General features: G+C 58.7%; 22 protein-coding genes and 1 pseudogene. 11 read left to right on the forward strand and 12 right to left on the reverse strand.

Annotated features, from left to right (window positions below):
• Window positions 1-12: 12 nt before the first annotated feature.
• Window positions 13-249 (forward strand): DUF6894 family protein, encoded by a 237-nt coding sequence (locus tag A4R29_RS31710; protein WP_063174007.1) that lies wholly within the window; start codon window positions 13-15, stop codon window positions 247-249.
• Window positions 250-474: 225 nt separating this feature from the next.
• The gene (locus tag A4R29_RS31715; RefSeq protein WP_032899472.1) at window positions 475-714 is read left to right on the forward strand and encodes a hypothetical protein; all 240 of its coding nucleotides are present in this window, start codon (window positions 475-477) and stop codon (window positions 712-714) included.
• A 388-nt stretch (window positions 715-1,102) separates the two neighbouring features.
• Here A4R29_RS31715 and A4R29_RS31720 read toward each other — a convergent pair whose 3' ends face one another.
• On the reverse strand, window positions 1,103-1,387 hold the full coding sequence (locus A4R29_RS31720) for a DUF6894 family protein (RefSeq protein WP_027161872.1): 285 nt from the start codon (window positions 1,385-1,387) through the stop codon (window positions 1,103-1,105).
• Window positions 1,388-1,498: 111 nt separating this feature from the next.
• The gene (locus A4R29_RS31725) at window positions 1,499-1,747 is read right to left on the reverse strand and encodes a hypothetical protein (protein ID WP_013525118.1); all 249 of its coding nucleotides are present in this window, start codon (window positions 1,745-1,747) and stop codon (window positions 1,499-1,501) included.
• Between the two features lie 278 nt (window positions 1,748-2,025).
• Here A4R29_RS31725 and A4R29_RS31730 point away from each other — a divergent pair, with 278 nt between their 5' ends.
• The 3 genes from A4R29_RS31730 (at window position 2,026) to A4R29_RS31740 (ending at window position 6,949) form a co-directional block, all read left to right on the forward strand.
• Entirely contained in the window at window positions 2,026-5,178 is a 3,153-nt protein-coding gene (locus A4R29_RS31730; protein ID WP_063174008.1) for a GAF domain-containing protein, read from the forward strand.
• 111 nt (window positions 5,179-5,289) lie between these two features.
• On the forward strand, window positions 5,290-5,616 hold the full coding sequence (locus tag A4R29_RS31735) for a low affinity iron permease family protein (protein WP_027161870.1): 327 nt from the start codon (window positions 5,290-5,292) through the stop codon (window positions 5,614-5,616).
• Window positions 5,561-6,949, forward strand: coding sequence for a phospholipase D-like domain-containing protein (locus A4R29_RS31740; RefSeq protein WP_082827623.1), 1,389 nt, complete (start codon window positions 5,561-5,563; stop codon window positions 6,947-6,949). The genes A4R29_RS31735 and A4R29_RS31740 overlap by 56 nt, the downstream gene beginning before the upstream one ends.
• A 143-nt stretch (window positions 6,950-7,092) precedes the next feature.
• On the opposite strand, the gene A4R29_RS31745 is transcribed toward A4R29_RS31740, so the two are convergent.
• The 7 genes from A4R29_RS31745 to A4R29_RS34380 form a co-directional block, all read right to left on the reverse strand.
• Window positions 7,093-7,314 carry a hypothetical protein gene (locus tag A4R29_RS31745; protein ID WP_013525114.1) on the reverse strand — a complete coding sequence of 74 codons (222 nt, stop codon included), beginning with the start codon at window positions 7,312-7,314 and terminating at the stop codon, window positions 7,093-7,095.
• A gap of 9 nt (window positions 7,315-7,323) precedes the next feature.
• Window positions 7,324-7,524 (reverse strand): hypothetical protein, encoded by a 201-nt coding sequence (locus A4R29_RS31750; protein ID WP_013525113.1) that lies wholly within the window; start codon window positions 7,522-7,524, stop codon window positions 7,324-7,326.
• A 703-nt stretch (window positions 7,525-8,227) separates the two neighbouring features.
• Window positions 8,228-8,521, reverse strand: coding sequence for a DUF768 domain-containing protein (locus tag A4R29_RS31755; RefSeq protein WP_013525111.1), 294 nt, complete (start codon window positions 8,519-8,521; stop codon window positions 8,228-8,230).
• 142 nt (window positions 8,522-8,663) lie between these two features.
• Complete coding sequence (locus tag A4R29_RS33770) at window positions 8,664-9,266, reverse strand: DUF4142 domain-containing protein (protein WP_082827624.1); 603 nt, start codon at window positions 9,264-9,266, stop codon at window positions 8,664-8,666.
• Window positions 9,267-9,325: 59 nt separating this feature from the next.
• On the reverse strand, window positions 9,326-10,723 hold the full coding sequence (locus A4R29_RS31765) for a hypothetical protein (protein WP_063174011.1): 1,398 nt from the start codon (window positions 10,721-10,723) through the stop codon (window positions 9,326-9,328).
• A 234-nt stretch (window positions 10,724-10,957) separates the two neighbouring features.
• Complete coding sequence (locus A4R29_RS31770; RefSeq protein WP_013525108.1) at window positions 10,958-11,203, reverse strand: hypothetical protein; 246 nt, start codon at window positions 11,201-11,203, stop codon at window positions 10,958-10,960.
• Window positions 11,204-11,468: 265 nt separating this feature from the next.
• On the reverse strand, window positions 11,469-11,768 hold the full coding sequence (locus tag A4R29_RS34380; RefSeq protein ID WP_127371340.1) for a hypothetical protein: 300 nt from the start codon (window positions 11,766-11,768) through the stop codon (window positions 11,469-11,471).
• Between the two features lie 149 nt (window positions 11,769-11,917).
• Between A4R29_RS34380 and A4R29_RS31775 the strand changes: the two genes are divergently transcribed.
• Window positions 11,918-12,427 carry a ferritin-like domain-containing protein gene (locus A4R29_RS31775; protein ID WP_063174012.1) on the forward strand — a complete coding sequence of 170 codons (510 nt, stop codon included), beginning with the start codon at window positions 11,918-11,920 and terminating at the stop codon, window positions 12,425-12,427.
• A 512-nt stretch (window positions 12,428-12,939) separates the two neighbouring features.
• Here the strand turns inward: A4R29_RS31775 and A4R29_RS34740 are convergent.
• Window positions 12,940-13,104, reverse strand: coding sequence for a hypothetical protein (locus A4R29_RS34740; RefSeq protein WP_164752019.1), 165 nt, complete (start codon window positions 13,102-13,104; stop codon window positions 12,940-12,942).
• 97 nt (window positions 13,105-13,201) lie between these two features.
• On the opposite strand from A4R29_RS34740, the pseudogene A4R29_RS31780 reads away from it, so the two are divergent.
• Together A4R29_RS31780 and A4R29_RS31785 are read left to right on the forward strand one after the other, a co-directional pair.
• Window positions 13,202-13,396: pseudogene (locus tag A4R29_RS31780) on the forward strand (amino acid synthesis family protein); the annotation flags it as partial.
• Between the two features lie 452 nt (window positions 13,397-13,848).
• The gene (locus A4R29_RS31785; protein WP_167355205.1) at window positions 13,849-14,298 is read left to right on the forward strand and encodes an ArsR/SmtB family transcription factor; all 450 of its coding nucleotides are present in this window, start codon (window positions 13,849-13,851) and stop codon (window positions 14,296-14,298) included.
• Here the strand turns inward: A4R29_RS31785 and A4R29_RS31790 are convergent.
• Window positions 14,282-14,581 (reverse strand): DUF1236 domain-containing protein, encoded by a 300-nt coding sequence (locus tag A4R29_RS31790; protein ID WP_013525105.1) that lies wholly within the window; start codon window positions 14,579-14,581, stop codon window positions 14,282-14,284. The genes A4R29_RS31785 and A4R29_RS31790 overlap by 17 nt on opposite strands.
• A gap of 476 nt (window positions 14,582-15,057) precedes the next feature.
• Here A4R29_RS31790 and A4R29_RS31795 point away from each other — a divergent pair, with 476 nt between their 5' ends.
• From A4R29_RS31795 to A4R29_RS31805, 3 genes are all read left to right on the forward strand, one after another.
• Window positions 15,058-15,435, forward strand: coding sequence for a low affinity iron permease family protein (locus A4R29_RS31795; protein ID WP_063170791.1), 378 nt, complete (start codon window positions 15,058-15,060; stop codon window positions 15,433-15,435).
• Window positions 15,436-16,237: 802 nt separating this feature from the next.
• On the forward strand, window positions 16,238-16,981 hold the full coding sequence (locus A4R29_RS31800; protein WP_063174013.1) for a DUF4142 domain-containing protein: 744 nt from the start codon (window positions 16,238-16,240) through the stop codon (window positions 16,979-16,981).
• A gap of 22 nt (window positions 16,982-17,003) precedes the next feature.
• Window positions 17,004-17,600, forward strand: coding sequence for a hypothetical protein (locus A4R29_RS31805; protein WP_013525101.1), 597 nt, complete (start codon window positions 17,004-17,006; stop codon window positions 17,598-17,600).
• 500 nt (window positions 17,601-18,100) lie between these two features.
• Here the strand turns inward: A4R29_RS31805 and A4R29_RS31810 are convergent, their stop codons facing one another.
• A complete protein-coding gene (locus A4R29_RS31810) occupies window positions 18,101-19,873 on the reverse strand; it encodes an SLC13 family permease (protein WP_027161861.1) in 1,773 nt (590 codons plus the stop codon).
• Window positions 19,874-20,641 lie beyond the last annotated feature (768 nt).

The following is a 20,641-nucleotide window of genomic DNA, read 5'->3' on the forward strand; positions in this document are numbered from 1 at the left end:
GGAAGCTTTCGGATGGCACGATTTTTCTTTGATGGTGGCGATCAAGATGTGGTCATCCACGACGAAATCGGCATCGAATGTGCCGGTCTGGAGGAGGTGCGCCGCGTGGGCTTCGAAGGCCTTATCGACCTTACGAAAGATGCACTGACCGAGGTGGACGGGCAGCAAGTATTTGTTGAAGTGCGGAACGAAAACGGCGACAGGATTCTGAGGCTGAGCATCTCGCTTCAGATCAAGCTGATGAGATAACGTGCGATAGGACTTGCTGCGACAGAACGCTGCCGAACGCCGGCACACCAAACGGAGCGGCGACGAAACCGAATGCCGCGTGGCCGGACTGTCGCACGAAGATGCCGCCGCCATTTGCGACCAGCTCGGGTTCTCCACATTGGAGAAATCGGAAAGCCGCAGCAGAAGGGCATGCCCGCCTCAGTGGCGCAATACGACTGATTTAATCGATGTCGCGATTTTTGTATGAAGTTCTGGAACGCGCACTCTCAGCGCTCGTTCATGTTGTCTCAGCAGAGGGTCGTCGAGATGCAACGAAAAGCGAACGAGGCAAGCCGGGTTGCGAAAGGCCAGGACCTTGAGGTCGAACATCTGGTCGAGCTCACGGAAATTGACCCCAAGCAGGCACGAACGCTGCTTCGCAGGCATGGCGCTGATTGGCCGAAGCTCAAAGACGAGGCGGAAGCTCTGAAGAAGGAAGACTAATCGTCACCTTCCGAGCGGTTGGCGAGAAAAGCAGTTCTAGCTCATCCTCATCCGTGACCCCAGCCTGGTAGTAAGCCAGAATACGTGATGCGCGCCGCTCCTTCTCGGTTGCGGTTTCGTTTTTGATTTTGCTGCGTGCGAAGACGCGACTGAGCAGGGCAAGTTCTGATGGGGTGAAGGCGTCTCTATGCATCGCATCTCAACTCCCGCGCGCCCGTCTCGAGAGCGTCGAGGCGGGCTGAAGCCGTGTTGCAGCCTCTGCGCGTCTTTCGGAGATTAAACAAAAAGGCTGTCCGCACCAGCCAGAAACGGTCTTTTTCGGGTTCACGGCGTGATCTGCCCGGCGGCCGCAACATCTGGCTCGAGGGCGACAGCGGAGAAACCGGCTTCAACCCGATCGCAAGACGCCTGGCTCCTCTGTTTCCTTGAACTCTTCCGTATCCCTGGGCGCGGCGACCAGATCCTGGAATCCGAGAGTGGCGACGAGATAGCCTGCTTCGTCGTAAACCTTCGTCACCCAACTGGTCGGGTCCACGCCATCGACAATTCCGTCGAGCATGGCCTCCTTGGCTGCACGCTTCGCCTCTCTGACAGCCTCATCTCGATCAGCCATATCGGCAAAGATTGCAGGCTGGGCCATGCCTTCGATAAACTCGAAGCGGAATTTCGGCATCGGTCGCTCCAGTCATTGTGCCAGCGCATCGGACATTTCTGGCAGGTTTGACGCTCAACGCGGCGGTGTCGAAAAGGATGCAGCGGGTTGATTGCGCTTGATCATCAAACCTCAGGCAGCATTGCTGCCTCCCATCTCCCAGTCGCCTTGCCAACGTGCGCGCACGGCGATCATCAGTGTGGCCGCTTCCGTCATTCCTGTTTCAAACAACCTGATCAGCTCTCTCGCTACGGCGTTGGCCGCCGCCGTGTCGGGCAAGATAGCAAATTCCTGGCACAGCGCGTCGAACGCGTCGCGAAGGATGTTCAGGTCACTGGGGTAGAGAGCTTCCGTATTCGTGCGGGTTGGTCGGCTAAGCATCAGGCGCTCCTATTCGGCTACAGTGGGATTGCTCCCAAGCAGCGGCGCCCGTTACACAGCCGCTGACAATGGCTTTATGCGGCACAGCCCGGCAGGTGTCATTAAACTATGATGCACGGCGCGTCGTTCGCCCGTTGAGGGCGCATATGGAGTTGTCCTTGGCTGTCGTGACGCAAGTTTCTTCGCAATGCGTCGGCGGCCTAGCCCCGACCTGTTGTCCGGCGCCTGGAACTCTTCGCGACTGACGGCATTATCTAGTCCGACCAACCGGGGGCGAAATGGGAGTCACGTCACGCGAACGTTCGTCTGAAGTGCAGCGCTTCCAGCTTCTGGCGGGGTTGGGTGACAGGATTCGGGAGATCGATGATCCTGCCGAACTGGCATTTGCGGCAGCGGAATTGCTTGGGAAGCATTTTGGCATCAGTCGAGCCGGATATGGCACGATCGATCTCGAGAAAGAAACGATAGTCATCGACAGAGACTGGAACGCGCCGGGAATCCGAAGTCTGGCCGGAACTCTGAACTTCAGGGACTACGGCTCCTATGTCGATGATTTGAAACGAGGCGAGACGGTCGTCTTCGAGAATGCCGAGACAGACCCGCGAACCCACGACCATGCCGAGGCTCTCAAAGCAATCAGCGCCCAATCCGTCATCAACATGCCGGTTACGGAGCGCGGCGGGTTGGTTGCGTTATTGTACCTCAATCACTCCGAGCCAAGACACTGGACGCCGGCCGAGGTTGCTCTGGTTTCGGAAGTGGCTGACCGGACGCGCACCGCAATTGAACGGCTTCGTGCGGAGAAGGCCCTGCGTGAAAATGCCGAGCGCCTGGCCTTTCTGGATCGCCTCGGCAGAGAGATCTCCCCGGCGACAGATGCCGACGCTGTCATGGAGGTCACCACCCGTCTACTTGGCGAACATCTAGGCGTTTCGATTTGCGCCTACGCTGACATGGAGCCGGACCAGGACCACTTCACCATTCGCGGCGACTGGAGCGCTCCTGGCTCGCCTAGCATCAGGGGATACTACAGTCTTGCCGATTTCGGTCGCCTCGCTGTTGGCAATCTGACCGCCAATCGGCCGCTCGTCATCAACAACAATCTCGAGGAAATTGCACCCGAGGAAGCAAAGACCTTTCAGGATATCGGCATAACGGCAACGATCTGCATGCCCTTGGTCAAGCAAGGCCGGCTGGCTGCGCTAATGGCCGTTCACGACACGCAGCGCCGCGTCTGGTCGCAGCGCGAACTGTCCTTGCTGGCGGAGGTGACAGAGCGGTCATGGGCTCACATCGAGCGCGTCCGCTCGGAACAGGCTGCCCGAGCGAGCGAGGAGCGGCTAAGGCTAGCGACCGATGCAGCCGCTATCGGAACGTGGGACTATGATCCCATCACAAGGGTGCTGCGTTGGGACGACCGATGCAAAGCTCTCTTCGGTCTGCCACCTGAGGCGGAGGTGACATATGAGAGCGCGTTCCTGGCCGGTCTCCATCCAGAAGACCGCAAACGGGCGGATGAGGCCGTACGCCGGGCGCTCGCGCCGGGCGAGTCTTCCCGCTACGACATCGAATATCGGACGATCGGGCTGCGCGACGGAAAGGAGCGTTGGATAGCTGCAACGGGCGAATCTCTTTTCCGGTCCGGGCGCGCGGTGCGTTTCATCGGCACCGTCATGGATATTACCGCGCGAAAGCGGGTGGAGAACCAGCTTCAGATGATGAATGCGACTGCCGCCGCCGTGGCAGCCGAGCTGGACGTGGAGCGCATTGTCCAGATTGTCACCGACGCTGGCGTCGCGCTGTCAGGCGCGCAATTCGGAGCTTTTTTCTACAATGTCCTCGATGACAAGGGGGACAGCTATGTGCTCTACGCCCTGTCGGGAGCGCCACGCTCCGCTTTCGAAAATTTTCCCATGCCACGCAACACGGCCGTGTTCGAGCCTACTTTTCGCGGGACGGGCGTGGTGCGTTCCGATGATATCCTCATGGATGTGCGCTATGGAAAAAATTCGCCGAGGAAGGGAATGCCGGAAGGCCATCTTCCCGTGCGATCCTATCTTGCCGTGCCGGTCATTTCGCGATCGGGCGAAGTGCTGGGTGGGCTGTTCTTCGGACATTCCGGTTGCGGTGTCTTTGCCGCAGAGCATGAGACAGCCTTGCTGGGGCTGGCCGGTCATGCCGCCACGGCAATCGACAACTCCCGACTGTTCAAAGCGCTGCAGACGCTCAACGCCACTCTTGAGCAGCGTGTGGCTGAGGAAGTTGCCGAACGCGTCCGAGCAGAAGAGCACCTGCGCCAGGCGCAGAAGATGGAGGCCGTGGGACAGCTTACCGGTGGCATCGCCCACGACTTCAACAATATGCTGGCTGTCATCATTGGCGGTTTGAATCTCGTGCAGCGCAAGCTCCGAAACGGCGACACGAACGTGAACCACTTCGTCACCGGTGCAATCGATGGGGCACAACGCGCTGCGGAACTTACCAAGCGGCTGCTTGCCTTCTCTCGCCAGCAGCCCTTGGCACCGACGCGCCTGAATCCTAATCGACTCGTCTCCGGCATGAGCGAACTGCTGAGCCGAACGCTTGGAGAGACCATAGCAATCGAGACGGTGCTCGCCGCTGGGCTGTGGCATGTGGAGGCCGATGCAGGGCAATTGGAAAGCGCATTGCTCAACCTTTGCGTCAACGCACGCGATGCCATGCCCGGCGGCGGAAAGCTCACGATTGAAACGTCTAACGCCCATATTGACGATCGGTATGCGAGAGAAAACGCGATCTCCTCGGGCCAGTATGTGATGATAGCGGTCACCGATTCCGGAACGGGCATGACTGCGGACGTGCTGGCAAGAGCCTTCGATCCGTTCTTCACCACAAAGGGAGTCGGCAAGGGTACCGGATTGGGACTTAGCCAAGTGTATGGGTTTGTTCGTCAGTCCGGCGGCAGCGTCAAGATCTATTCCGAACTCGGTGTCGGAACCACCTTGAAGATCTATCTACCGCGGTCGCATGGCGGCATTCCCGACAGCCCGGCCGCCGCCTTGGCGGGCGAGCATCCGGGACATTCAGACGAGGTCATCATGATCGTCGAGGATGAAGATCGTGTACGCCTGATGGCCGCAGAAGCGCTGCGAGAACTGGGCTATTCCGTCCTGGAAATGTCGGGGCCACGAGATGCACTTGCCGCCGTGGAGAGCGGGCATGTGCCTTCGCTTCTGTTCACCGATGTGGTCATGCCGGAAATGTCAGGCCGCGAACTGGTGGACAAGGTCAGGACATCGCACCCGTCACTAAAGGTGCTCTACACCACCGGCTACACGCGAAACGCGATTGTTCACAATGGCACGCTCGATTTTGGAACGGAGCTTTTGACCAAACCCTACACGATCGACGAGCTGGCCGAGAAGGTCCGAAAGGTGCTCGATCGAAAGTAACGATCGGCCAGAGGCGATGTACTCAAGCGGCCGACCCAAATCCACTGCAGGCACGGCGGGGCGGTATGATGTCTCGCCGGAACCAGGGGGGACTGCCGCGAGTTCTCTGGAATGGCAAATCATCCGATCACCAGCGCCCTTACCACAATCGGCACACTGACTTCCCGTCCCGCTGCGTTCCTGGTCTTGTTGGCCTACGCAATTCTTTGGATGATTTTCGAGCGACAGAGCTTGGATTGGCATGGAGCCGCAACATTGTTCACGTGGGCGATGACGCTGTTCATCCAGCGCGCGGAGCACCGCGACACTCAAGCGATCCACGCCAAGCTGGACGAGATCCTGCGGTCAGATCACGCGGCTTCAAACATCACCCGGATCGACGATGAAGAGCCTGAGGAGATCGAAAAACATCGCCATCGCCAGCAACAGGGCGATTGACGTGCAGCCTTTCGGTTCCGTTGCGTCAGGCGCCCGCAAGAAGACCTCCCGCATTGCGCCTTGGCGAAAGGTGCTCATCTATCTGGCCATTGCCGCCATCGGCAGCCTGCTCACGGTGTTGATCATAAACCTCACTCCACAGCCGCGCGTTCTACGATCTATCGTCCCCCACCGGTTCGACGCTACGGATCCCCAATTTCCCAAGACGATGAGCAGCTATTCGCAAGGGCAGATGTTCGGTTCCAACGCGGTCCAAACTCTCGTCAACGGAGACGAAATATTTCCCTCAATGCTGCAAGCAATCGGGGCGGCTCGATCCAGCGTCAACATGGAAACGTATATTTATTGGTCAGGAGCCATCGGCTACGAGTTCGCGATCGCATTGGCGACGAAGGCCCGCGAAGGCGTGGAAGTCCGCGTGAACGTCGACTGGGTTGGCAGCCTTCCCTTCGACGAGGACCTGATCCGCATCATGACGACGGCAGGTGTGCGGTTCGAGCGCTATCGGCCGCTACGCTGGTATACGTTGGACCGTGTAAACAACCGAACTCATCGCAAGCTGCTGATCGTTGATGGCCGGATCGCTTTCACTGGCGGGGTCGGCATTGCCGATGATTGGCGCGGGAACGCACGCAACTCAAATGAATGGCGCGACACCCATTACCGGATCGAAGGACCAGCCGTGCCCGCATTCCAGGCGGCGTTCGCCGAAAACTGGCTTGAGACGACCGGCGAGACATTGCAGGGCGGGAAGTTCTACCCTGCAGTTGCGGCCGCTGGCGGTCTCGATGCGCAGTTGATACTTTCTTCGCAGCCAAACGGCTCGGAGAACATGGAGTTGATGATGTTGGCGGCAATAGCCGCGGCCAAGGATCATCTGCGCATCGGCATGGCCTACTTCGTGCCGGACGACATCGCGCTGCAGCAGATTCTTGATGCAAGGAAGCGAGGCGTCTCGGTCGATGTCATCGTCCCCAATTGGCTCACGGATGTGCCTGTGGTGCGAAAGGGCTCGCGCTTTTTCTGGGGCGAATTGCTCAAGGCCGGTGTGCGCATCTTTGAGTTTCAACCCACAATGTACCATCCCAAGCTTTTGATCGTCGACGATGTCTGGGTGAGCTTTGGCTCGGCTAATCTGGATGAGCGATCCTTGCGCCTCAACGATGAGGCCAGTCTGAACGTCTACGGCTTGGAATTCGCGCGGACGCAAATAGACGTTTTCAACGAGGACCTGAAGCGATCAAGGCAGGTCAGTCTGGAAGAATGGCAAGCGCGTCCGCTAAGCGAAAAGGTCACCGACTACTTTGCGAGCAGGTTTCGCTCCCAGCTCTGATAATGGCGAGGAGGCGGAGATCCAAAGTCCCCGCGATTGCTCGCCAGGTATTCGCAGCCTTGCTGGATCAGGTCGCGGAAGCCCTCCCTCCCAGCCGCGCTCGCCGCTGGACTCTCCCAGTGTTCCGCACGGATGTGGAGAGCCTAAAAGACTTCGATCACCTTACGGCTTCTCTTTTTGAGAGCCTGGATGGGTTTGCGGCGAGTCTGCGGCTGCGCCGGCGACGACTCCACCGGACGCTGTGCAAGCCTTGCTTGTCTCAGCCGCGCCGTCTTCTCGGCGCGTTGTGCGCGTTCAGCGTCCAGCGTCTCTTGGCTGATGCGTTTGGCGCGGTCGTATCTTTCCTTGTCATGATTGCGCGTCACGGACACCTCCTAGCCAGCAACAAAAATCCTGCGAACCTTTTTGGTGACACGCTGCTTGCGTTCTATGGGAGACGGCGTGATGGCCTGTGCGAGGCGCGCTTCCTTCAACCGCGCCGTCTTGGCGGCGCGCTCAGCACGTTCCTTGTCGACAATGATTGCTGCAGCTGATGTGGTCTTCTCGTTGCGAGCGTCATTATTGGTCCGCGGCATCTCAGCGCCTCGCCTTAATTCTTGTCGCCCGCAGAGCCATTTTGTACCTGGGTCGTGCTCTAACCTGGTGTATCGCCCCCTTGGGCGAGATTTTGCCTCGATGAGCCGGCTTCTTGCGCAGGTGGTTGTCGTTGTCCGCTTGTGGGATGGCCATCTCGGTTCTCCTATGCGGGCCGAACTTCGATATGACCCAAGTGTTCCAAGGCAACGCGCAAGCTGCTGGGCTATTTTCGATGCAAGGAAACGCGCTTCAGGCGCGTGATCGGGGAACCGTGACAGGGGGCCGTAGCTGGAACTTTGAGAGCGCAGATAGCGTCGGCGCCTGCACACGGCGGACCTCTCCCAAACGCTGTCAGCCGCGGCGGTGCGATTACCGGCAGCAAAGGAGCTTGGTGTCGACGATGAACTTCCTGGCGACGAGATCGTTCGGACTTTGCTGCGGCGCAGGATCCCCCCGCGAGCGCATTAGCTGGGTGTTGTAGGGCGTTAGGGCCGTTGAACCACCACCGGGGTGTGTCAGCAGCACCTTACAGGCAGCCGCAGGTCCAAACGAGCAGCACCGTTCCAAGCGCATAAGGGACCAGAAGCAAACCTATCGTCACCCAGAAAGCCGGCTCTGCCAAGGCGGCCATGTCCTTGCGAAACTGCTCCATGGGGCTACCCCGGCAACTTCGACAAACGAAAAGAGCTGATCTGGTATGGCCTACGGCCCGCTTTTGGCATCTTCGACCTCCAGCGCATCCATGAGGGCTGCCACATCGCTGGGTTCGCCAGCGGCGTCACCATGCACGCCAGTTCGCGCTTTCTTGAGCGCTTGCTCGATCGCATCTTCAATGTTTCCGAGCTCGTCCTCACGCACCTCGCGACCATAACCGGCCGCTTCGGCATCCTGCTCGAATTGCTGGGCCAGCACGGCGAAGCTCACTTCCTCTTGGCCGGCAAGAGTGCCGACATTCTCCTGCAGCCAGCTTTCAAAAAACTCTTTGGTCGCGTTCATCGGATAACTCCTCCACCGGATTAAGCGCGGCGGCGATCCGAAGTTCCGCCATGGCGTCACTTTCTCAATCAGACAAGCAGACGCGCGTGCGCTGACATTCACGGAAGGCAGCTGAACTTTCAGGTGCCACATGACCGCCGCTTCATTTGGCCTTTTGCGTATCCGGCGCGAACAGGGCTTGGCCTGCCAGCTTCGCGTGCAACGTGCGGGCCAGGTCAAGATGTTCAAGCACCGTCGGCAGCTTTTCGGAGGCGAAGCGCTGAAGCGCTGCATCCTCGCCCGAGCCTATCTCCCAAGCCAGGAGCTGCGCCGTCCTTTGGTGATCGACGATCTGCGCCCTCAGGTACGCCAGCTCAAACGCGGCGCCGTCGAGCTTTTCGAGATCGGAACGGATTTTCTTGTGATCTGGGTCGAGCCCTTCGGGAAGTGGAATCTTGCTTTTATCGGCCACGGATTTCAGCTGCTCATTGGCCTTGTTGTGATCATCGACCATCCGATTTGCAAATTCACGGAGGTCTTCGTGGCTTGTCTTTCCAGCCGCGAGTCGCCCGAACTCTATCTCGGCCCTGCCGCCTGCCGTAATTAGCTGTACGAAAAGCCGATCCTGATAATTCGTCTGGTGCGGTGCTGGAATTCCAGGCTTCTCCATACTGGTATCGGGGGCAAGACCGGCTGGATTGCCGATTTGCGCCAGCGCACAGCAGGGCGACACTGCCAGGACTACTGTCATTATGGCGGCACGCATGAACTGTCCTCCATTCAATACCAAGTTAATTGTCGGCCACGGTTTTTCCCGGATGATGTCTAGAGCGTGAGCAAATAGGCCACCAATGCTTCCTTTTCCGATTGGTCGAGCTTCGTTCCGAGCACCAGGTTGAAGAACTCAACGGTATCGCCCAGCGTCATCAGACGGCCGTCATGAAGATAGGGCGGAGAATCCTTGATCCCGCGCAACGTGAAGGTCTTGATGGGTCCATCTGGAATGGCAACCTGGTCGTTGAACGTCTGACCAACTTTGTAGAATCGCTCGAGCTTCAGGTCGTGCATATTGTTGTCCATGAAGGACTGGGCTGGAACATGACATTCGCCGCAGCGGCCCTTTCCCATGAACACCTGCTCGCCCTTGATCTCCAGCGCACTGGCGGTAGCCGGGTCAAGTTGTCCAAAGGGATCGAGCTTGGGTGCCGGAGGAAAATCGATGATGTTCTGCATCTGCGCCATCATCGCGACCTGGTTGGGCCGATCCGGCAGGTTCACGCCCTTGCGGGTGGCGCTCACGTGATCGCCGTTGAAATAGGCGGTGCGCTGTTCGAACTCCGTAAAGTCTTCCACGGAACGCAGCGAGCGCTTGGATCCGTGGATCTGCTGGTTGAACAAGCCGCGCAGGCTGGTTGTGTCGAGCCGGAAGCGCTCGGCTTGCGGCCGCACGTCCGGGGTGAGGTGAAACGCCCCGTTGGTGTGGAAATTGGAATGGCAATCGAGGCAAGCGACACCCGTGCTTTGCATCGCTACCTTCCTGTCCTCGGTCTGGTTGAATTCCTCCTGCGGAAATGGCGTCAGCAGCAGACGAAGTCCTTCCATCTGCACGGGCGTGATGATGCCGTTCATGTATTCGTAGAAGTTGCGTATCGTCAGCAGATCCCCTCGCGACACATCTCCAAGCTCCGGGTGCGTGGTCAGAAATATTGGAGGTGGAAACTCCGGGGTAAGGTGATCCGGTAGATCGAAATCGACGTCGAAGCGGCGCAGATCGCGTCCTTCATCAGCGCCGATCTCTCTAATCTCACTTTCAGGAAAGACCTGACCTCCGGCGGCCTGCTTGACGTGCGGCAACGGTAGGAAGCCTTGCGGCAACAGACCACGATCACGAATTTCCTGAGGGGTTTTCGCTGCCAGGCTGCTCCAGGTTTCGCCTGCCGGCAGTTTCACTCGCGAGCCTTCTTGTACAGCCTTGCGCCCGCCCGACATCATGACGCCGGGCATCGGCCGGTCGGCCAGATCGTAACGGCTCTCGAGCAGGCCGCGTTGCCGTTGTGTCACAGCCGGCTTTTGCGCCTCGTCAGTTTCCTTGACCGCAGAAAAAGGCAAGCTTGGCAATGGACGATACGTCAGATCCGGCGGCAGCGGGTCCGAAGCAACATTGAGCGTGAACGTTGCAGCGCCAAGCAGGACCGGCAAACCAAGATTGAAGATACGCGACATATCCCCTCCCCACAGCGTTGAATTTGGCCCCAACCAGTGCGCGCAAGCTTTGTTCCATAGCTTTGATAGCCCCAACGCTCACGCTCGGCTTTTCGATGATCACCGGTGTCGCTGCTTTGGAGGGTGCGATCTGCGTGCCTTGCCTGCGTACCGCTCTCGCCATCTTCTGGCTGATGACTGCACGTCCGCTGCCGACTCGTGGCCTTGCAGCAGGCCTGCATCGAGCGAAGCTATCTATCCCGACATTCCGGATTGTATCACCCCATCGGCCGACGACCCGTCAGACATCGCCGCATTGTTGATCTGGTCCGTCCCGAACTGAGCGACCTGAACCATCATGGCCCTGGCCTTTGCAATGAGTTCATCGTCGGGAAGAGTATGCCCGGCCTGCAGGGTAACTGTAATACACTCGCCTCCCTCGCCCCGAAATTCCACGACCGGAGCCTGGTCTCGGCTGACGACAACTCCCATCATCTGCATAAAAACCTCCTCGTCGCTTCCTGCATTGGCCAGACAAACGCAACCCAGCTCGGCTATCTAATCCTTGACATAGGCCCCAGGTTGACGCCCGCCTCTGGGCGCCTTGGCGTCTTTCGAATGCTCGGCGACCGCAGGGCCTGCTCCGGATATTTTCTCTGGGGCCGGTGAAGGTGTCGCCGGCTTTGACGGGGTCCTGCCGCTCGATTTCTCGGGGCGGGGTGATATGTCAGTTGAAGACTTGTCTGAAGAAGTCATGGCTCTTTCCCTAGCGCGAAACTCCAATACCAACCTGCGAAACGCCGGGACGTTCCATCGCGATATGATCTCCGTTGTTGAACCTGGAGGCCTTGCTGGGGCGCACCGGCAACGGGCTGATTTCGCAAGACGAATGGCAAGCGGCCAAGGCGCTCGGGCAAGACACAGCCTGACACATTGCGGCGCGGGTATTGGAATGCGAGCCGACGCGAAACGCTTCATTGAGATCATCCATCACGGAACCCGCGGCAGGCAGCAGCTTCGTCATTTCTGCAGGAATGCGTTTTGCCAACGCCGACACCGCGACCATGCCCGTCGCCCGCCACTCTCTCCTGGTGCCAAGCGCCCGCTTGCAGCGCCTACCTCGAGGAGCCTGCAATACAGGCTGACTCGGCAGCAACCGATGAGGAACAATATCTCCCTTTGAAAGTTCTGGCCGACCCATGAAGGAGGTATGAAATGTCAGAATCACGCGAATGGCTTGTCCAATGGCTCAGGGATGCTCACGCCATGGAGGAGCAGGCCGAAACCATGTTGAATGGGCAACTGAACCGGATAGAGAACTATCCTGAGCTCAGCGAGCGGATTCGCCAGCACATCCAGGAGACCAGACAGCAGGCTGCTCGGCTGGAAACCTGTCTTGACCGCATCGGACAAGGATCTTCCACACTGAAGGATGCCGGCGGCAAGCTGACGGCAATGGCGCAGTCGCTCAGTGGGATGTTCGCCGGGGACGAAGTGATGAAGGGATCGCTTGCAAGCTACACGTTCGAGCACATGGAAATCGCCTCCTACACAATCCTGATCGCCGCCGCCAAATCGCTAGGGGAAGCAGAGGTCGCCCAGCTCTGCGAAGAGAATCTGCGTGAGGAAGTTGCGATGGCGGACTGGTTGAAAAGCCATATTCCAGCGACAGCCGAGCAGTTCCTCGCGCGGGCCGACTCGGAGAGTGACAACGCCAAGCGCTGATCTAGGATCGTGGCTCGCAGGCGATAAGTGAGCGCCGGTCAGCGCAGCGTACGGACCCGCGCTGACCGCCGTGGCGCGGGCCCACATAGCAACTACCTTGACCAGGTAATATTCGTATCGGTCTTGGGGGTGACCGTCCTGTTTGGGCGGCAACGACAAACCAACGACCTGGTCTGATGACGGCAGTTCCTCATGCGGCGTGGAGCGTCATTCCGATTGAAAACAGGAACTGAGAGAGCGGCATCTTGCGTCAAGACGCAGTCGCAAGAAGCATCGTTAGGCCACTGAAGTGAGAACCTCCGTCGGGCCGGGCCACGAAACATTCGGCAGCGGTCGGGCGTTGTGTCGGGAGTTTGGGGCGACCCGCACCGCCATGTTTTCTTGGCAGGTGATCGAGTGCGTTCTGGGAAATGCGCATGCCACGCGGCCTCCGTTATGGCCTGACGATTCGTCCCATCAAGCTGGTCGTTTGTGCCCTCATGCGAGGAGGAAGTCCTTCCAGGCCGAGCGGGTCAGGCAACACCGGAGTATTTTTTCATTACCCTTGCTGCTCGCACGAGTGACGACCAATCAGCTCCCATAGTGGCGACGAGGTCACTAGCTTCTTCGCTGGAAATGCCGGTGCGGGCGGCGAGCTTCTTCGCAAGCAAATCGAAAGCCAGTTCGACTATCGTCATCGTTCAGCCCTTTCGCTAAGCTCTCCAATACCCTCTCGGAGGGTCTCTCGCATTAGCCCATGTTAATGACGCCATTATCCGCGAGGCGAGAAGCAATTTCCTTCACCTCGTGGGCGGCACGACCTATCTCGAATTCTGCAACACACGCAGCGCGCCTGGCGCGCTGCTGTCGCTTCCGATGATGCACAAGAGTGAGAACGGTCGCCGCTCACACTTCATCACCGCCAATTTTCAGATCGCAGACGGCCCGGCTGCCGACGAGATCGTCGTGGCCATCGGTGCTGCGGAGGCGGCTGGGTCGGCATGCGTCAGGAAGGCAGTCGCCGATTGACGGGAACAATTTAGCGAACAGTAAATTCAACGGTCTTCTGGTAGGAGGCAAAAGTGTCCCAGCGAAGCGTCGACAAAGACCGATTGGAGCGCGCAGACCGCGAGGCAAAAGTTGCTAGCGCGGCCGAGAGAGAGGCGCGTTATTTGAAAACTGCGCGACTTCGAGAACAACGCCTTGCTGCCGAAGCCAAGGGTCCCCAGGCTTCGAAGAAAGGCCGATCCAGGAGCTAAGGCGCTTAGCCGCCGAGGCTGGCCGTGAGACAGCGACGCCCTTCTGATGGAACATACACCACGCTAATAGTTCTAGCGCGCCGGGGCACGCGACGATCCCGGCACATCCTCATTGGGGCGCCCGCCGCTGCCGTCAAGGAGGCCGGCGCAAGGCGCGCTCGACGCCTGAGCGAGGGCAACATCATGAATCCCGAAAAGCCCAGCATTTATGCGCCATCCGCCGAGCTGCTCGCTGCCATGGCTAATGAAAAGCGCCTTCTCGCTCTAATGATTCTTGCTGACGGAGAAATATCCGTTTCTGATCTGGCGCCGCGACTGGGGCTTAGCAACTCAGCACTCTCCCAGCATCTCGGCATGATGCGAGAATCTGGTCTGGTCACCCGGAGGCAGGAGCGCCATAAAGCGTATTACTCGTGCACAGATCTTGCCCTGAAAGTCCTTGAGCTCCTGGACTGCTTGTTGAGCGGAAAACTCTGCCTGGCCGCGACCATCATCCATAAAGCCCGGACCTTTGGAAGGTTGCGATGTCGCGACTTCAAGGCTCGTCACCGGATTGTGGAGATTTGTAAGCTTCGACCCCGCCGCCAGGCGATGGCGGCGGGGTTGGATGGTTCGTTCAGTCGTAAACCTTGATGATTTTTCGGGTGCCCGGGTCCACCAGCACCGTGCGGTTGTCGACCACAACGTAGCGATATTTGACGTTGGGGACCTCATGGATCTCAACCGTTTCCGGCAGGGCTGTCCCGACATTCAGTTCCACGCCGGGGAGCTTGACCGACGCCAGGGGCTGCTTCTTCACATATTCGCGGATGACGGTGTCCTGTTCCGGCTGGATGATGATGTCGTCCGCGGCGGCTGAGCCGATCCCAGCCAATAGCAACATCGCTGCTGCGGTGTTCTTTAGAAGCATGTTCATATCTGCACTCCTGTAGGGACGGGCGCAACACGATCATCGTCCCGCGCCGCCCGGCAAGTTGAACATGGAGCCGCCCTAAACGTTCCGCCCTAGGTACTTAGGTCTAGTCCCCTTGGGACCTAAGTCTGGTTCTGGAAACCGCATTGGTCCTGTCAGCGGCAGCGGCTGGAACGCTTGGCTTCCGCGGCTGTTGTCTCTCGAATTTGGAAGAATGCAGATGGATAAAGTGTGGACCAAGCACGCTGGTTATTCGCGGCTGTTCCCTTTCTCGTGATGGCACTCGTTCTTGGCTGGCCTGTGGTGGATCGGCGCAGCAACGTCCCTTCCGACGCCGAACCCCTGTATCTTTAACCTGCAGTAGGTGACCTGATGTTGCGCGACAAGGAGAGTCGGATCTTAGAGGCAGGCCTGCTGGCGGCGGTGCCTGTTTGTGTGGCGATTACCGCACTGGTCGCCTTGATGACCTTGGCCAGCATATGAATCGGTTCCTTTTCGCAGCCTCCGACTTCCTATCTCGGCCGCCAGGCTTCTATGTCATGCTCGTGGCAATGGTTTTGTGCACCGCCCTGGTGCCTTTTGGACTGACAAATGCGGTCACCTATGCCCTGTCGGTTGCCGCCATCGTGATCACCGGTGTTGTCCTTTTACAAGGCTATCGCGATACCGCCGCCATTCACGCAAAACTCGACGAGATCATCGTTTCACTGAACGAAACCAGGAACGACGTTGTCGGATTGGAGCATGCCGAGCCGGACGAGATCAGGGAGAAGCTTGTAAAACTCGAAGAAGAAGCGTCCCGAACAGTCGGGGCTGCCAGGCGCGAACTTTCGAAAGCAACAGGAGAGAGATCATGAACAATCTCATTTGGCTCGTTGGTGCGGTGGTCGTCGTCTTGGCGATTTTGAGTTTTTTTGGCCTTCGGTAGGCGACGAGCATTTCCGCCGACAACCTGAAGGATCAGGGGGAACTACACTTGGCGTCGCAAATTGCTTTCATGAATGACAATCAGCCGCCCCCCGACAAGTTGATATCCGAGCCACCGCCAGATTGGCAGGGCGTGTTTTTTGCCACCGCTGCCCTCGTCTCGTCCTTATGCGCCCTGCTGCTGGCATTTTGGATGTCTGTTTGATCGCTGTCGGAGGGGCCACTGTCCTATCAAGAGCCAAAAAGGTTTGGCATCAAAGTTGCATTGACAAGTTGGGGCGGATGAAGCCCGCCGCTTCGCAAATGGGGCGGCGGGCTTTCATAAGCTAACCCTCAGAAACGAGCCTTGGCCGGCATTTTACTTGGCGAAGGTCACGCATGTCGACCTGCTGACGCCGCCGGGATGCTTGGGTAAGCGCAATCTGTGGCGCTACCGACGTCTTTCCGCCGTGTGGTGATCTTCTGGTCGGCCGTCCCGTCTGCTTCAGGCTCTTTGCCGGCAAGCATACCAAACTCACCGTTGGATTTTTTCCGCCATCAGGTCCCCTCTGCGAGCAATGGCAACTCTTCGATCGGGCTGGGGTTCCTGGACAATCTGGGATCGGTGTCACTCCGCCCAGCTCGTGACGGCGGGAATGGCGCCCCGAAAATATCCGACATTTATCAAGGCCCGGAACAAAGATGGCGCCGGGAGATTGGAGTTCATCGTCCTCCTCAACAAGGAACCTAAGCATGAGAACCAAACTACGCATGGCATCGCTGTCGATCGCGACCGCAATGACCGCTGTACTGCCTGCCTTGTCAGCAGAGACGGCCCAGGACTTCGTCACGAAGGCCGCGATCGGCGGGATGTTCGAAGTGCAGTCCAGCAAGGTCGCTCAAAGCAAGCTCCAGGATCCGACCCTTAAGGATTTCGCGCAGAAGATGATCTCCGACCACGGTGCTGCGAACGCCAAACTCGAGAGTATTGCCGGCGAACAGAAATTGCAGGTGCCCGCCGACCTCGACGCTGCCCACAAGAACGACGTCGACAAGTTGCAGTCAGCTGCGGCGCCAGTCGATGCAACCTATGCCGACATGCAGAAGACGGCGCATGCCGATGCTGTAAGCATGTTTGAAAGCTACGCCAAGGAAGGCGACAATTCCGCTCTCAAGTCGTTTGCAAGCGAGACGTTGCCGACACTCAAGATGCATCAGGAGATGATTGGCAAGGTCGCGGCTGCCGCTCCTGCCCCCGACAGTTCCGCGCCAGCCGCGTCCGATGCGGACGCCACAAATTCTGTGGCACCGGTGCCTGGCGCCAACAGCTTCACCGAGGACCAGGCCAAGAACGCCATCGAGAAGGCGGGCTACTCGGACGTCTCCGCCCTGACGAAGGATGACAAGGGCATCTGGCGTGGAACGGCGAGCAAGGACGGCAAAGCAGCACCCATCGCCCTCGACTTTCAAGGCAACGTCGTTGCCGGCAAGAATTGATCACCAACCAAGGACAAATCAGATGAAAACCGTAACAGGCCTCTTCGACAATTATGATCAAGCAAGCGACGCTGTGGGCGAGCTTGAAGCCACGGGCGTTCCGCACGACGATATTAGCATCGTGGCGGGTAATTCGGGCGGCCGGCTTACGGGCGAAGCGTCGGAGGCTGGCGAGGATGCGGCAGCAGGGGCTGGTGTCGGCGCCGTAGTCGGCGGGGCCGGCGGCCTGCTCACCGGCCTTGGCCTGATGGCCATACCTGGTCTCGGCCCCGTGGTTGCCGCGGGCTGGCTGGCGGCGACTGCGGTCGGCGCTGTCGGCGGTGCCGTGGTCGGTGGCGCAGCTGGCGGCATCATCGGCGCGATGACAGAGTCCGGTGTGCCGGAAAGCGACGCACATGTTTATGCCGAAGGCGTTCGGCGCGGGGGAACAATGGTTATAGCCAGGGTCGAAGACGACCTTGTCCCCGACGCGGAACAGATACTGAAGCAATATAATTCCGTCGACATAGCCCATCGGCGAACCGAATACGAAGCAGGCGGTTGGACCGGCTTCGATCCAACGGATGAAGTCTACACAGGTGATGACCTGGAAAGCGCCAGAGGTCGTCGCAACGTGTGAGATGAAATGACTGGGCGGCTAACAGCCGCCCTCGTCCTTCCTGCGCGATGTGCAACGCTGGTATCTCAGGTAGCACCAAGGTCGAATGGTCGTCGCGACGACTTGCAGTTCACCAGGGCCCTGCCGCTGAGCAACACACGACTTGTGATGCTGATCGCAGCCCGAAAGGGCCTCGTATTCTCGAAGAAAGAGTTATCGGCCTGTCGTCATCACGAAGGTGAACCGGCTTTTCCTAGGTGAGAAACGACGTCAATACTCCGCCAAGCCCCTGACAATCTCGCTGCGGTCTATAGTCCATGGCCTAAGGTTTGTTTGCTGGCTTTCCCTTTGCCCCGATAGAGCGGCCGGAACACAGTTTCTGTTGCCGCGGGCGGGACGAGAGGGGAACTGCTGGCGACACTGACCGCAGGTTGGCCAGCCCGCGTCAGGCTTGCGCGGCGACCTCATTCACGAATGTGGTGTCGTGTGGGATTTCCAAGAAGACATCCGAATATCGGATGTCAGTTCATTGGCCAGACGATCATAAGCATCGGCACAGCAACAATGACTACGAGGAAAGACAGGGGCAGTCCCAGACGCGGATAGTCGCTGAAGCGGTAGCCACCCGGCCCCATGACAAGCGTGTTGCACTGGTGTCCGATCGGGGTGAGAAAATCACAGCCGGCGCCAATGGCGACAGCCATCAAGAACGGTTCGGGCCTGTAGCCCAGATCACTAGCAAATTCGGCGGCGATAGGCGCCATGACAAGGACGGTGGCGGCATTGTTGAGGAATGGCGTAACGGCCATGGCGGCGACAAGGATGAGCGTCAGTGCGCCGGACGCCGGAAGGAGGGTCCCCAGTCTGGCAAGCTCGCCGGCAACTACTCCCGTAGCTCCTGTACTGCGTAGTGAATCGCTCACTGGAATGAGAACGGCGAGCATGACGAGGATAGGCCCATCGAGCGATTGGTAAACATCGCGGAGCGGAATGACCTTGAAAAGCACAATCGCGACCGCGGCCGCGAAAAAAGCGACGGACACTGGCAGCAGCCCAAACGCCGTCGCCACCATGGCGAGAGCAAGGACCACTACCGGCACGATACCCTTGCGGACGCTGCCAAGAAGGATAGCCCTTTCTGCCAGCGGTAAGCAGCCGAGTTCACGAAGTATCTCGGGCATCCTCGCTGCACTGCCCCGCAAGACGACAACGTCCCCGAGCCTCAGCTCGACTGCGGCCAGCCTGCGGTCGAGGCGCTCCCCACGACGGCTGACGGCCAGGAGGTTGACATTGAAGCGATCGTAAAGGGCAAGGCGCTGGGCGGTCCAGCCGATCAAAGAGGAGCTTTCACCGATTACGGCTTCGATAGCGACCATTTCGTTGGTGGTGTCGTCACCACCGCCCCTATCCCCGGTCACGCTGAGCCTGCCCTGGGAGACAAGGCGATCCAGCGCTTCTGGGTCGCCCTCGAGCAACAGGATGTCATCCACCTTGAGGACCACGTCGGGCAGTGGCGTCATCCGCATCGTGCGATTGCGCAGGATCGACGTCACGATTGCATCGCCCCCGGCGAGCTTCATGAGGTCTGCGACGGTTTTCCCGAGCACCGTGGAGTCGGCGACAATTCGAGCCTCTGTAAGGTAATTCTTGATGTCGAGGGCTTCATTCAGTGACCCGCCATGCTTTTCGCGCACCGGCAACAACCAATAGAAAAACAGCAGGAAGATCGTTCCGGCAGCGGCTATGGCAGCTCCAACAGGTGTGAAGTCGAACATTGTGAAGGCGGTTCCGATCAGCTCCTCTCGCACTCGGGACACTACGATGTTGGGTGATGTTCCCACCTGCGTCATTAGTCCGCCGAGCAGTGACCCGAATGCCATGGGCATCAGGAATATCGAGGGTGAAATGTTAGACCGGCGCGCGAACTGGAAGGCGATCGGAATCATGATAGCGAGCGCCCCGATATTCTTTACAAAGGCAGAGAGGATCGTGACCACGATCACCAGCAGCGCCAGTTGCGACCGAACTCCCGATAATTTCGGAGCAAAGCGCTTGATCGCTGCCTCCATGATTCCCGAGCGTGCTATCCCTGCGCTCACCAGCAGAGCACTGCCGACAATAACCACGATATCGTCGCTGAACCCGCTGAAGGCTTCGTCAAAAGGCACAATGCCAACCGCGACAGCAAGCAACAGTGCCACAGCCGCGACCAGATCATATCGATAGCGACCCCACACGAACGCCGCCATCATCACGAAGGTTACGGCAAATGACAAAATTTGCGGCGTAGTCATGTCTTCGAATGCCCCGGCCCGCCAGTGCGACTAATGAGAACGGCCAAACCGCCCCTTTTGTTGCTTCGCTCATTGCTGGGCCAAAGCGGTCCGGCGGCGTTTGGCCAGGAGCGGATCGGCAGCGTTTAGAAACGGATCTTACGAAGCGGTCTTCGGACTTTGACAGACATCGATGTGCCCCGACCAATCCGACGCTTCAGCCCCAAACCAGGAAGGCCCGAGCCGGGATCAAAAAGCATGCGCTTGCCTCATGTCGAGTCCACCTGGAAAATCGCCCGGACACCACGGATCGGGCGGCGTGCGGAGATCCTTTTCTCACCTGAAGTGCCACAGCAACGCCCCCGATTGCAGGGAGGGTGCCTCTGGTGCCTGACCCGTGGGCGAGCAGTTTTCTTGGCTACATTCAATTCTCAGGAAGCTTGAATCACGCGGCCTCTCTTTTGTTTTCGTAGCTGACAGGAGCCCCCTCGAAAGCCAGATCACTCCCGCGAGCCCAGTTCTTCTCAGCATCGATCAGCTCATTCTCCCCAGTCAAGCCGTTCAGAAACAGCCTGAGTACGTGCGCAGCTGTCCGTTCTCCGGCCCGCGAAGCAACAGGTACGCCGCGCTGTTCGCAGACCGTCGCACAAACACGGGCAAGCATCACAATATCGCTCGGTTCCAAAAATCGACCTGGATACAACATACCGTCCTCTGTTGGAAAGCCTCGTGAGCCTTTGATTACGCGAGGTCACCGGCAGCAACAATCAACTATGATAGTCTGCACCT

Source organism: Mesorhizobium ciceri biovar biserrulae, from assembly GCF_001618845.1.
Taxonomy (GTDB): Bacteria; Pseudomonadota; Alphaproteobacteria; order Rhizobiales; family Rhizobiaceae; genus Mesorhizobium; species Mesorhizobium ciceri.